Below are 13304 nucleotides of genomic sequence, written 5' to 3'. Positions count from 1 at the left end.
GTTATGTTCTGTTAATGTATTCCATAACCTCTTTTCGATAAGTTTGACCTATAGGTATAGTTGTTTTATTGATGATTAATTCATCAGTTGTTAACACTTCAATTTTATTTAAGTTAACAATATATGAACGATGAACTTTTAAGAAATGATTGGGTAATTTTGATTCTAACTCCTTTAATGTGATCAAACTCAGAGTGGTTTTTTCTGCAGTTACAAATGCTACATAATTTTCTTCAGATTTTAAGAATAATAAACTTGAGAAATGTATCCTGACCCATTTATTGCCATCCTTTACAAACAGGGCTTCTTTAGTGTTTTTTAAGTTCTGTTTTATTTGACTATCCAATTTTCCAAGGGCTTTATTTATGCCCTTTTGAAAACGGTCAAATGAAATAGGTTTAACTAAATAGTCTATGATATCATGGTATTCGTAAGATTTAGTTGCAAAGTCAGTCTCAGAAGTAACCATTATCACTGGCAGGGCGTTTTGTTTTAATTCAAGTAAGCCCTGACCTTTCATATCGGGTAGATTATAATCCAGGAAAACCAAATCAATTGCTTGTGAAGATAATAATTCTAAACCATCTCTCCCCGTACCAGCTGAAATACAATATTCAATTTCTTTTATTTTAGTGCAAAAATATTTGACAAGATCACATATCATAGGATCATCATCAATAATCAAGCATTTTAGTCCCATAAAAAGGATTTAATACATACAGTATCACAAATTATGCCATTATTGGATTTCATTTCGTCAATCATTTTACTGGATTCATCAATAATATGCCTTTCTTCATGTATTCATAAATGGATAGATTATAGCGCAACATATCTTTGTAAGGTCAAAAGACAAGAATTTGGTTTGATAAATAAAAATTTACTTTCATGATATAAAGGAGGGATGGGAACCCTCCTTTGTTATTTAGGGAATTTAAAAACAATTATTAAAATTATATACTTAAACCACTTAAAATGAAAAAACTATGTATTAAAATTGGTGTTATGCTTTTTGTTGCCACTTATAGCATTTACGCTACTCCCGTTTCTAATTTAGTTGCCGATCCTAAAAATTCAATAGCTTATAAATGGCTTGACATAGCATTGGAAGTAACTGCGAATGATGTTGATAGGGTTGGTGCAAAGCCGACAGTTCAATCCCGACAGTTGGGAATTGTTGTTAATACCATATATGATGCCTGGGCAGCATACGATGCTAAAGCTATTGGAACCCAATTTGGTGGCAAACTAAGAAGACCGGCAGCTGAGAGAACCCAAAAAAATAAGGAAATAGCCATTAGTTATGCTATTTATCGAGTTTTAATGGATCAGTATAAGGATGATGCTAAATACATCACTGCAGAATTTGTTAAAATGGGTTATAAACCAGAAAATAAAACGTTGGACCGCACAAAACCCGAAGGTATTGGTAATTTAGTTGCTAAATCCATAATTGAATTTAGACATAATGATGGTTCGAATCAGCTTGGAAATGAACCGGGAGGAAATGGAGAACCATTTTCTGATTACACTTTTTATAATGCTATAAATACTTACAAGAAAGTGGTTGATCCAGATCGCTGGCACCCACTGCCATTTGTAAAATCGAATGGGGACACTTTTTTAGTGAATTTTTTAACCCCTTTTTGGTATAGAGTAAAGCCTTTTGGTTTAAAAAGTTCTTCTCAATTCAGAGCTCCTGCTCCTCCAAAAGTTGGATCCGAACAGATGAAAAATGAAGTAGATGAAGTCATGGCAATTAATGCCAATTTGGATCATAATCGAAAAGCAACCATTGAATTTATGCGTGACGGTCCAAGATCTACAGGTCAGGCAGGACATTGGTTGAGATTCGCACAAATGGTTTCGATCAGAGATCATAATGATTTAGATAAAGATGTAAAATTATTTTTTGCTGTTGGAGTAACTGCAATGGATGCATTTATTGCTTGTTGGGAATCAAAGCGATTTTATGATAGCTCAAGACCTTGGACACTAGTTAGATATTACTATAAAGGCCAACAAATTCAAGGTTGGGGAGGTCCAGATAAAGGTACTGTTACTGAAGCAGCTGAGAGTTGGCATCCCTATTCACCTGCTAATTTTGTTTCTCCACCATTTCCAGCTTATGTTTCTGGACATAGCACGGTAAGTGGAGCCTGTGCCAAGATGTTAGAATTATTTACAGGTAGTGACAAATTTGGGATTGTAGAGAATCGCATATGTGGTATAATAACGGAGACTCCAGGAGATCCTGTTTCACTTCCTTTGCCAACTTTTAGTGGAACTGCTGATATGGCAGGAATATCAAGGGTTATGGGAGGATATCATATACAAGCAGATAATGTAGCAGGCCTCAAAATGGGCCGAGATATAGCAGGGTATTTATGGAACGATGTCATTCAGGGATATTTTAATGGAACATTGAAGAAATAATGTAATAGGTTTTAATTAGTATATTTTTTTATAAATTAAACATATTGAAATGAAACAATTTTATGGGTTATTAACTGTGCTTTTTATGAGCCTAAATGGGGTTTTAGCACAAACTGCAAATGACGCTTTTATGATGAAGAAAGGTGAAATTTGTATTGCAGTACCTTATCAGTATAGTTCTTGGGATTATTATTGGGAAGGAACTTTATATAGGGATAACCCAAATCTTGGTACCGTATCTTCACATATGGTTGCTCCAATGTTTGCATTGGGATTGCATTCCAGATTGAATTTAATTGCCGGACTTCCATGGATGAAAACGAAAGCATCTGCAGGCACTTTAAGAGGTGAATCAGGATTTCAGGACTTGTCTCTATGGCTTAAAGGCAAAGTAATTAATTTTGAAATTAATCCTAAGCATCGATTAGAAGTAATGGCAAGTGTTGGTTTAATTTTGCCGGTTGGATCTTATTATGCTGACTATTTGCCTTTGTCTTTAGGCTTAGGATGTAAAGCTTTTGGAAGTCGTTTAATGGCCAATTGGTTTTCTGATTTTGGATTGTTTGCAAGTGCAAATGTTGGATATGATGCTCGAAGCAATGTCAAAGGTGATAGAACCAATTATTACACTGACCAAGGTTATCAAACCAACGAATACAAAATGCCAAATCTATTAACTGGTGGATTGACTTTAGGATATTTTAAAAATACAACCAGAGTTGAACTTCAATATAACGTGATAAATACCCAAGGAGGTGTTGACATTCGTAGAAATGACGCACCTTTTTTAACATCTAATATGGATCAAACTCAAATTGGGGCAATGATTCAACAAAGAATGCCATTTCATAAAAATTTGGGAATCATATTAATGGCAGCACACACATTAAGCGGCAGAAATGTTGGAAAATCAAATTCTTTTGGAATTGGATTATTATATCAATTCAAACTATTTAACAAAACAAAATCTGAAGTAGCAAAATAAATTTTTATGAAAACTAAAGTAGGACTTTTAATTGGAATTTGTATTATCATAGCTTTAATAGCGTGTGAAAAAGAATTGGATATACAAAAAAATGCATCTGCATATACGTATTCTAATGTAGACGAAAAAGCTGGACAATGGAAACCGGTATTCTTAACTAATGTAACCGATATTACCGTTTCAACGCCTGCACAAACAAATAGCGCTGAATATCTAGCTTCATTGGCAGCTTTGAAATCTCTTTCATCATCCGTAACAGCAGATCAAAAAACTGCAATTGAATTTTGGGGTGCTAATTCTATTGCCAGTTGGAATCAAATTGCAAGAACATTAGCTGCAAAATATAATTTACCACCGGCAGCAAATGCAGATGGAACCTATCCTGTTCCAAATGCTGCAGAACCCGGAAAATATCCATATTTCCCATTTGCTAATCCACCCTATGCAAGTCGTGCTTTCGCCTATTTGGGTGCTGCACAATTTGATGCACTTATTGTAGCATGGAAATACAAATATGATTTCAATCGTCCTGCACCATATCAAGTTGATAACACTATAATTCCTGCTTTGCCAAAACAAACCTTGCCTTCTTACCCATCAGAAGACGCAGTTATTGCTGAAGTTTCACTTGGAATATTACGCGTTATGTTTCCTAATGATACGACTTATTTAAAAGAAAAAGCAGCAGAATTAAAGAATACAAGACTATGGGCTGGAATGAATACACAAGATGATATTGATGCTGGTACAGCTATTGGAAAACAGGTTGCCGCCAAATTTATTAATGATCGTGCTAAAAAAGATAATATGGGTAAAGCAATAAGTACCATTGCTGTTACAGATTCATTGGCAACTTTAGCAGAATTGAAATATGGCTGGCGTTGGAGAAGTTTAGAGTCACCAGTTAGACCAGGAATGTTGCCAAAATTTGGAGATGTAAAACCTTGGTGTATCCCAGATGTTGCAACCGTGCGACCTGGACCACCACCAGCACCTGGAACTCCTGAATTCATTGCAGATGTCAACGAGATTAAAGATTTTACAGAAAATCCAACTTCTGAAACCCGAAGAATAGCTAATTTTTGGGCAGATGGACCAAGTACATCGACACCTCCTGGACATTGGAATGCAATTGCTTCAGATTTAATTTTAAAATATCAAATGAATCCAATTAGAAGTGCGAGAACAATGGCTTATATGAATATGGCAATTCAAGATGCAGGAATCAGTTGTTGGGATACTAAATATTATTACAATGGTTTAAGACCAAGTAATGCCATATCAGATTTTAGAACACTGATAGGTGTTCCGAATTTTCCAGGATATATTTCTGGGCACTCTACTTTTTCTGCAGCAGGTGCCGAAGTTTTAGCTTACATTTTTCCAAATGAGACAGCATCCATAAATCAATTTGCGCAAGATGCATCCAATAGTAGAATATATGGCGGCATTCATTTTAGAGTGGATTGTAAAGTTGGATTGGAGACCGGTAAAAAAGTTGCAGGATATGCAATTAATATAGCTAGAGCAGATGGTTCTGAATAATTGTTTTTTATAATAAGTGGCGGGCATGTTTTCGTAATGAAAGCATGCCCTTTTTAAATTTACATCCTAATTGAAAATGAAATAAATTGTTTATCTTGCAAAAAAAATATTTATGAAATATCAATTATTATTTTTTATAGGTTATATATTTTTAACCAGTTGCTCAAAAAAAATCAATGAGAATGATTTGAATAGAGATGCTGAACAATTGGCTATGGACCTATGTCATACACAATGGGTAGAGACTAAGTTAAAGCAGGTGGAACAAAAAATTATTAGACTACAAGATTCATTAAACTTAGATTTAGCAGACAGTTTGAAAGCTGATTTAACTTTTAAATTGAGAAAGGCTAAAGATGGTCTTGAATATTATACTGAACAAAAAAGTGGTTATGTAAAAAACAATCTTGAAGAACAAAATAAATATACTTCAGGCTTATATTCAGATCCAAAAAATTATCAATTGCTGAAAGATAAAGCTAACGAATTACTGAGCAAAATGCCGAGTTGTGTTTCAAAAGAATATTAATGTTATCATTTGTTGTAGAGTAAAGCTTCGTTGGATTTTAGCAGATTGATTTTAGAAATTATATTTCCTACATTAAAACCTATTCGTAACCCTTCCTCACAATCATTTCTATAATGAACTCCCATAGAGATACGTGAAAAGGCATTTTCTTTCGCCATATCATAAAAAGAATTGAATGATCTGGGATTTCCATTAAATTCTCTTCGGTCTGCATGACTGAAGTCAGTAAAAGCAAATTCATTACCGTATAATTGACTTAAAACCTGTGCAGCTGAAGCCCCAAATGCTGAGTGTCCTGAAGGATATGTGGGAAAGGGTGGACTATCGTGATAAGATTCCCAACGGCTATTAATAACACGATTGATATATTCTATTGGCCTTTCACGTTTATATTTATACTTGGTTTTCCAAACTATAATACCAGCATCACAAAGTGCAAGACCTACTTTTAAGTAAGATTCTAATTGTTTCCCTATATTTGGTTTTGTTAATTTGATCACTTGATTTGTAATAGATACCCATCTGGTTGAAGGGGTAAAAGTTAAACCATGATGATCATCACTCCAAAATTCAGAGATCCACTTGTTTTCTTCACTGAGTGGTTGAGACATTGAATACACTTCAATAGCCTCCTTGTACATTTGAGAAGATTTATCTATGGAATAATCCATAGGTGGATTTACTTTAAACATGCTTGGATCAATGACAAACGGTCGCACTTCACCCCAATGGGGTAATATGGGTAATGACGGGTGAAGTTTAGGCGACCGCCAAATACCGGGTTTGTCCTCCATTTTATAACATGAATCGTATAAATGAAAATCCGCTCGATCACCTCTTAGATCCTGTGAAGACCAGAAAATGATAGCATCAGTTAACCTATTCGCATAAATCACGGAAGAATCGCTGTAATTAATGGATGCATGTTTTGAACTCGAAGTATTAAAGTATTTTTCTAACTGGGTTATTTTGTCAATTTCTTCAATTGGCGCAGAACTAAAAAAATACCTAAAACTTTTAGCATAAGAGGCATTTAAAGCGTCAACTAAATTATAATTAACAGGACTTTGTATGGCTGTTAGGTTCAGTCCATTTAGCAGACCTGACATAGATCTATATTGATCAATAGTTGGAATCGCCGTTTCATATGCAATCAGTGAAATGTATGCAAAACTTCGGGCAGCTAAGGGCGGTCGGTAATTAGGCGTATTTCGATCCAAATCCAAAAATAAGTTGTTCCATTTTTGGATAATTTGAGTTACTTGGGCGTCTGAATCAAAGGATGGCATCTTTTCTTTCGAACATGACAATGCCCATAACAATCCTATAGAAATTATAGAAATGAATTGTATTCTCATTTTATTTCTTAGGAAATAAATCACATTTGGCTTTATTATGGTTTCGAACAAAAGTATGGGTTAAGTGTTTAATAGAAATAATAATTTCATTAGAATTACATTAGAAAAGTACCAGTTAGATTTGTTTTTTTCTAATTATTAGTTCGATTCTTTAATAGTTGTCAACGCTTTTGGTCATATTAAATCTGTTCAAGTTATCAAATTTTTCTTAATCTTCTGACGACTTATTAAAGGTAATGATAAAAGAGGTTCCTTGATGCTCTTGGGTTTCTACTGTCAATACTGCATGATGTATTTTGACAATACTTTTTACTAAAGACAATCCAATTCCTGATCCTTTAATGGTGTTGGTTTTTGAGCTTCTATAAAAAGGTTCAAAAATGAGTTGTCGCTCTTCATCAGAAATTCCTGGGCCATGATCCTGAACCACTACATATAAATGATTATTTTTATTAAAACCTAGGAAAACGTGTACCGTGTGATCCGGAGAAAATTTACAACCATTGTCCATTAAGTTAATAAGTGCTGTTCTTAGCAAATTGGCACTTCCCATGATTTGCATTTTTTCCGGATTATCTGGAAAATCATTGGTTTGAAATAAAACTTTATAGTCCGAATGATTTTTCATAACCTGCTCTCGGGCTTGCCAAATCACATCATCCACTCTTAATTCATCAAAAATTATTTCATTACTATTGGATGAGAGCCGAGCTAATTGCATCAATTGATCGGATACTATATTTAATGCTTTGACATCTTCTAAAACTGATGCTAAAGTTTGATGATAGGCTTCTGCATTTCTATCTTTAGAAAGGATGACTTCAATCTGTGATGTAATAACAGTTAATGGATTTTTAAGTTCGTGTGAAATATTAGATAAGAAACTTTTTTGAATTTTAAATGCTTCTTGGATTCGATCCAACAATTGATTAAAAGTCATACTAAGCCTAGATAATTCATCTTTGTTTTTTGATTCTACAAGTCGTTGACTCAGATCCGATGGTAAAATTCGGTCAATTTGATTCATAATGTTTGCAACAGGTTGCATGGCTCTACCTGCAAAAAACCACCCGAAAAGTGATACAAATAAAAGGATAATTAAAAAATCTATGATTAATATCGTTTTTAAGTTATTTAAATTATGTAAATCAATAATACCTTCAGATATAATGATGAATTGTTTGTTGTATTTATTGGGATAGTAGATTCCTAATGCGTTTAATGGGCCATGTTTAAATCTCAATTCACCTTTTGAAATAATTTGCTGAAGTGTATGTTCAGGTACATTATCCCCATGCTGGGGGCTAAAGGAATAAACTTTTTCGAGCCTCTGGTTATAGATGATAAAATTCTCACGAACTGGCATCTGAATAATTTCTGACTCATCAGAATGGCGAATGATTGGAGCTAATTCTTTATCATTATTGATCACCATTTCAGCAGTCATAAAGGCTTTTGATTTTAAACCAGTATAAAACTCATCTTCAGTATAATCTTTGAATTTATAGTAGATAAAATACAAGGAGGCCTGTAGTAAAAATGCAACCAATAAAATAAACCACAGCGTGAGTTTAGTACGAATTTGCATAAGTTGATTAATTCAATTTGAGTATATATCCTACCCCAAATTTATTGTGAATTAATTTATGGTTGAATCCTTTATCAATTTTATTTCGAAGGTAGTTGACATATACCTCTACAACGTTTGTGCCAGTTTCAAAATTAATATCCCACACGTGTTCAAAGATTTCCGCTTTAGAAACTACTTTTTCCTTATTGCGCATAAAGTACTCGAGTAGGGCAAATTCTTTTGCAGTCAATTCAATGGTTTTGTCTTCCCGGGTTACTTTTTTGGTATGGAGATTGAGTTCCAATGTCGCATAATTCAAACGGTTCGATACAGAAGTCAATTCGCTTCCTCTGCGACTTATAGCTTTAATTCGAGCCAACAGCTCTCTGAATTCAAAAGGCTTAACAACGTAATCATCTGCTCCGGCCTCTAAACCAATAATTTTATCTTCTAAAGTATCAAGGGCAGAGAGCATTATGATTGGAGTGATCAACCCTTTTTGCCTAAAAAGTCTACACAATTCAACGCCATTCGTATGCGGAATAATAATATCAGTAACAATGATGTCATAAGTATTTCTTTCTGCAAGTAATTTGCCGGTATAGCCATCATATGCAAAATCAACTTCCATTTGATTTTCTTCAAAGCCTTGTTTTAAGCTTTGTACGGTCTTTGGTTCGTCCTCAATGAGTAAGATTCGCATTATTTTTAGAGATAAGTAACAAATATAGGCTTTAAAGTAAAGATATAGGAATATGGCTCAAATTCTAATGAGATTCTAATACCATTCTAAAGGGTTTTTAAGAGGGAATGGGCTTTGTTTCTACTAGTTTTGTGCCGAATTAAGATCAAATTTATTTCATTATTTAACTTTTAATAATATGTTTAAAACTACAAAAATTTTTGCATTACTTACCGTAGTCATCATGGGGTTTTTATTTTCTTGTAATCCAGATGATAATAAAACCTCCACTACTAATGGAAATTTGGTAAAAGATACCAAGGATCATGATGTAATCAACCGTTGGAATACAGTCATGTTGGATTTGGATAAAACTGCTGCAGGTTTCCGTCCATGCCCAATTGCTCGTGTAGCGGGTTATATTGGATTTGCAACCTATGAGACAGCAGTTTCAGGAATGCCGGGATACAAATCCCTTGCAAAAAATTATTCAGGATATAATGTGCCTGCGTTTGATGCTTCAAAAACCATTAATTATCCACTGGCAATAAATGCAGCAACTGCCTACATGTATAAGCAATTTTTTCCAAATGATGTTCCGAGTAAAATTTTACCTACAGAAGAAGATCTTAGAAGTAAATATGGAAAAGGAGTAAATCAGGATGTAATTGATAATTCAATTGCATGGGGAACAGCTGTAGCTAAGGCTACTTATGATTGGGCAAAATCAGATGTAAGTGTACATAATTCTAATGTAGACGCAACACAAGGAGGTTATCAAGTTCTTCCTGGAAATGGGATTTATCACACAGAAACTAATTTTCCATTAGTAACAACAGCAGCATGGTTTCCTAAATATGGTCAAGGAAGAGTATTTGCTATCAATGGAGCTGATCGCATTATCCCTCCACCGATTGCTTATAGCGAGGATCCAAAATCACCATATTATGGTCAAGCCATTGAAGTTTATACTTTAGTAAAACAAGGTACTTTTGACGATAAATGGTTGGGTGAGTTTTGGAGTGATGATTTGTTGGGATTAACGTTCAGCCCTCCGGCAAGATGGTTTGCTGTTGCCAATCAAGTTTATGACATTGATAATTCAAATTTAGAGAAAGCTTTATTTACCAATGCTAAAATAGGTATGGCTCTAAATGATGTGGTGGTTGCTTGTTGGGACAATAAATACAAATATCAAATTGAGCGCCCGGTAGCTTATATTCGTAAATTTATCGATCCTGATTTTAAATCAATTCTAGGCGGAGATAAAGGAATTACACCTCCATTTCCTGCTTATCCTTCTGGGCACTCCACTATGGGTGGTGCTGCAGCAGAAGTGTTAACAGCTGATTTCGGAATTGAATTTCCAATGTACGATCGTTGCCATGAAGGTAGAACAGAATTCATCGGTCGTCCAAGATTTTACCCCAACTTTTATTTAATGGCTGAAGAAAATGCTTACTCTCGTATTCCACTAGGTGTTCACTGGAGAATGGATTGTAAAGCTGGGATTGACCTAGGTTATGTTATTGGTAGAAAAGTCAATAAATTACCGTTCAAGTAGTTCATCATTTTGAAACATTTATAGATTCTAGAGGTCTTTGATTATTTCAAAGGCCTCTTTTTTTTATCATCTTTTCAGTTGAGGCATTTTAAATTATTACTTAAAATTACATTCCAATATTTGCTTAATTATGAATCTAATTCATGTTTAATACAGAGTATTAAATCGATACAATTATGAGCGAAATTCGGCTAGCTATAAAAATGACTTCTAGTTATTTGATTCATTTCAATAAAAATTAAAAGATTAAAATATTGATACGAAATTTATTGATCTAAATATTCATAAATCATTGAATTGGTTGAACATTTCTAATGATTTTTAATTGGTTATGATAGTAATATGACCATACGATTTCATTAATTTGAATAAAAATAAGTAGGGTCTAAATGACAATATTATTCGGTAACTAAATTTACTTAGCAAACAAGAAAGATTAACATGAAAAAATTTATTTTAACATCAGTAATTATTTATTTTTCATCAGTAATATTTGGACAAAATGATAAAGATACCATTAAATCTTATATCCTTGAACCCGTTATTTTAGATGCAATAAGAATCAATCAGGACATACAGCGTTTGGAGCCAATACAGGGTACTTACATTTATTCAGGAAAAAAAACTGAAGTCATAGATTTAACTCAAAAAAATGTGGCGCTAACTGAGAAATACGGACGGCAAATTTTTGCTAAAATTCCAGGAGTGTTTGTTTACGATATGGATGGAACCGGTAATCAAATGAATATTTCGACCCGAGGGTTAGATCCACATCGTGGATGGGAATTTAATATTCGCAAAGATGGTATAGTTACCAATTCAGATATGTATGGATATCCGGCTAGTCATTATAATATTCCCATGGAAGCTGTAGAACGGATTGAGATGGTTAGGGGTACAGGTTCTTTACAATATGGAGCACAATTTGGTGGAATGTTGAATTATATCAGTAAGAAACCCAATAATCAAAAAATAATTAACTTGGAAAGTATTAATACAGTAGGTTCTTATGGTTTAGTGAGTACTTACAACAATATTTCCGGTGGTAAGGGTAAAATCAGATATTCAGCCTGGGCTAATAAAAAGTGGATTACAGGATATCGAGACAATAGTGATGCAGCCTATAATGCAGAAGCCATATCCTTATATTATGATGCGTCGAAGAATCTTAATTTCAAATTGGAATGGACCCACTCCAATTATGTTACCCATCTTGCAGGTCCACTAACAGATAGCATGTTTGCGATTGATCCTAAAATGTCCACCCGGGCTAGAAATTATTATAATCCTAACATCCATGTTCCTTCCTTTGTCATGGATTGGAAGCTCAATCTAAAAACTCAATTGAAGTTTACAAGTTCAGCAGTCATTGGTTCAAGAAATAGCGTACTTTTTGATAAACCAGCCACGACACCAGATAATATTGTTCCAGCCACATTACAATACAATAATAGACAAGTGGATATTGATCATTTTAATAGTTATACCAATGAACTCAGGTTGTTACATTCTTATAAGATGATGCACCAGTCCAGTACATTCACAATTGGAGTGCAATTCATGAATAACAATTTACATCGCCAGCAACAAGGAAAGGGGACTACTGGAAGCGATTTTGATTTAAGTTTAGTAACTCCGGGATGGGGTAGAGACTTAAATTACAAAACCAGCAATGTAGCTGCTTTTGTAGAAAACAGGTGGATGTTTACTAAAAAGTTTTCAGTGAATGCTGGAGCTAGATTGGAAATTGGTAAAACTGATTTCACTGGTGTTATCGTGTATTATGCCGATACTGCCTTGCCGAATACTATTGAACATCAGTTTCCTTTGTTTGGTCTAGGAAGTCAATATGACTTTACTAAAGACATTAATATTTACGCTGGCTGGTCCCAGGCTTATCGACCGGTTATTTTTAAGGATATCATTCCGGCATCGATCTACGAAATCTCGGACAAAAATCTAAAAGATGCTTATGGTTATAATCTAGAACTTGGATTCAGAGGCAAGTGGAATCACATAAAATGGGATGTCAACGCATTTAATTTGCAATACAACAATCGCTTAGGAACTTTAGCTCAATCAGACAGTTCAGGTAATTTAATTATCTTCAGAACCAATATAGGGGATTCTAGAACTTCAGGTCTGGAGATGTTTCTGCAAGGTGATATTTCTGTAAGCAAAAATTGCATGTTGTCTTTATTTACGTCTACGTCTTTTATGGATGCTAAGTATCATAATGCCACCCTTAGATCCGGAAACGCTAATGTAAGTATTGAAGGAAACAAGGTAGAAAGTGTACCGGCATGGATTTCCAGAAATGGATTGACATTCACTTACTCTGATTATAGCCTATCTGTACTATATAGTTATACATCAGATAGTTATGCTGATGCACTAAATGCAGTATTACCATCTTCTACGGGTGCTACTGGATTGGTACCGTCCTACCAGTTAGTGGATCTGAACTTGGCATTTAAAATATCCAATTCGATCAAATTGCAGATTAATGTAAACAATCTGTTTGACATACATTATTTTACCAAGCGTCCTCAATTTTACCCGGGACCTGGAATATGGCCTTCTGATGGAAGAACATTTTCCGGAACGGTATCGATAAAGATATAATAACATAAAT

10 protein-coding genes are annotated in these 13304 nt (G+C 34.3%); 6 read left to right on the top strand and 4 right to left on the bottom strand.

Annotated features, from left to right (window positions below):
- Position 1: 1 nt before the first annotated feature.
- Positions 2-700 carry a response regulator transcription factor gene (locus tag IPK88_02745; GenBank protein MBK8242319.1) on the bottom strand — a complete coding sequence of 233 codons (699 nt, stop codon included), beginning with the start codon at positions 698-700 and terminating at the stop codon, positions 2-4.
- Positions 701-1005: 305 nt separating this feature from the next.
- Between IPK88_02745 and IPK88_02740 the strand changes: the two genes are divergently transcribed.
- The 4 genes from IPK88_02740 (at position 1006) to IPK88_02725 (ending at position 5495) form a co-directional block, all read left to right on the top strand.
- Positions 1006-2436, top strand: coding sequence for a vanadium-dependent haloperoxidase (locus IPK88_02740; GenBank protein ID MBK8242318.1), 1431 nt, complete (start codon positions 1006-1008; stop codon positions 2434-2436).
- Positions 2437-2485: 49 nt separating this feature from the next.
- The gene (locus tag IPK88_02735; GenBank protein MBK8242317.1) at positions 2486-3421 is read left to right on the top strand and encodes a transporter; all 936 of its coding nucleotides are present in this window, start codon (positions 2486-2488) and stop codon (positions 3419-3421) included.
- Between the two features lie 6 nt (positions 3422-3427).
- Positions 3428-4966 (top strand): phosphatase PAP2 family protein, encoded by a 1539-nt coding sequence (locus tag IPK88_02730; protein ID MBK8242316.1) that lies wholly within the window; start codon positions 3428-3430, stop codon positions 4964-4966.
- A gap of 112 nt (positions 4967-5078) precedes the next feature.
- A complete protein-coding gene (locus IPK88_02725; protein ID MBK8242315.1) occupies positions 5079-5495 on the top strand; it encodes a hypothetical protein in 417 nt (138 codons plus the stop codon).
- A gap of 5 nt (positions 5496-5500) precedes the next feature.
- On the opposite strand, the gene IPK88_02720 is transcribed toward IPK88_02725, so the two are convergent.
- From IPK88_02720 to IPK88_02710, 3 genes are all read right to left on the bottom strand, one after another.
- Entirely contained in the window at positions 5501-6853 is a 1353-nt protein-coding gene (locus tag IPK88_02720; protein MBK8242314.1) for a vanadium-dependent haloperoxidase, read from the bottom strand.
- A gap of 208 nt (positions 6854-7061) precedes the next feature.
- Complete coding sequence (locus tag IPK88_02715) at positions 7062-8441, bottom strand: HAMP domain-containing protein (GenBank protein ID MBK8242313.1); 1380 nt, start codon at positions 8439-8441, stop codon at positions 7062-7064.
- 7 nt (positions 8442-8448) lie between these two features.
- The gene (locus IPK88_02710; GenBank protein MBK8242312.1) at positions 8449-9126 is read right to left on the bottom strand and encodes a response regulator transcription factor; all 678 of its coding nucleotides are present in this window, start codon (positions 9124-9126) and stop codon (positions 8449-8451) included.
- Positions 9127-9304: 178 nt separating this feature from the next.
- Here IPK88_02710 and IPK88_02705 point away from each other — a divergent pair, with 178 nt between their 5' ends.
- On the top strand, positions 9305-10669 hold the full coding sequence (locus IPK88_02705) for a vanadium-dependent haloperoxidase (protein ID MBK8242311.1): 1365 nt from the start codon (positions 9305-9307) through the stop codon (positions 10667-10669).
- A 441-nt stretch (positions 10670-11110) separates the two neighbouring features.
- Complete coding sequence (locus IPK88_02700) at positions 11111-13294, top strand: TonB-dependent receptor (GenBank protein MBK8242310.1); 2184 nt, start codon at positions 11111-11113, stop codon at positions 13292-13294.
- Positions 13295-13304: the final 10 nt, after the last annotated feature.

The sequence above is a fragment of the Candidatus Defluviibacterium haderslevense genome (genome assembly GCA_016712225.1).
GTDB classification, from domain to species: Bacteria; Bacteroidota; Bacteroidia; order Chitinophagales; family Saprospiraceae; genus Vicinibacter; species Vicinibacter haderslevensis.
The sequence above is the reverse complement of the archived record's forward strand: the minus strand, read 5'-3'. Positions and strand labels throughout refer to the sequence as shown.

Coding starts and splice junctions, on each gene's coding strand:
- IPK88_02725 (MBK8242315.1), top strand. CDS start 5,079: ATGAAATATCAATTATTATTTTTTATAGGTTATATATTTTTAACCAGT.
- IPK88_02740 (MBK8242318.1), top strand. CDS start 1,006: ATGCTTTTTGTTGCCACTTATAGCATTTACGCTACTCCCGTTTCTAAT.
- IPK88_02735 (MBK8242317.1), top strand. CDS start 2,486: ATGAAACAATTTTATGGGTTATTAACTGTGCTTTTTATGAGCCTAAAT.
- IPK88_02720 (MBK8242314.1), bottom strand. CDS start 6,853: ATGAGAATACAATTCATTTCTATAATTTCTATAGGATTGTTATGGGCA.
- IPK88_02710 (MBK8242312.1), bottom strand. CDS start 9,126: ATGCGAATCTTACTCATTGAGGACGAACCAAAGACCGTACAAAGCTTA.
- IPK88_02730 (MBK8242316.1), top strand. CDS start 3,428: ATGAAAACTAAAGTAGGACTTTTAATTGGAATTTGTATTATCATAGCT.
- IPK88_02705 (MBK8242311.1), top strand. CDS start 9,305: ATGTTTAAAACTACAAAAATTTTTGCATTACTTACCGTAGTCATCATG.
- IPK88_02745 (MBK8242319.1), bottom strand. CDS start 700: ATGGGACTAAAATGCTTGATTATTGATGATGATCCTATGATATGTGAT.
- IPK88_02700 (MBK8242310.1), top strand. CDS start 11,111: ATGAAAAAATTTATTTTAACATCAGTAATTATTTATTTTTCATCAGTA.
- IPK88_02715 (MBK8242313.1), bottom strand. CDS start 8,441: ATGCAAATTCGTACTAAACTCACGCTGTGGTTTATTTTATTGGTTGCA.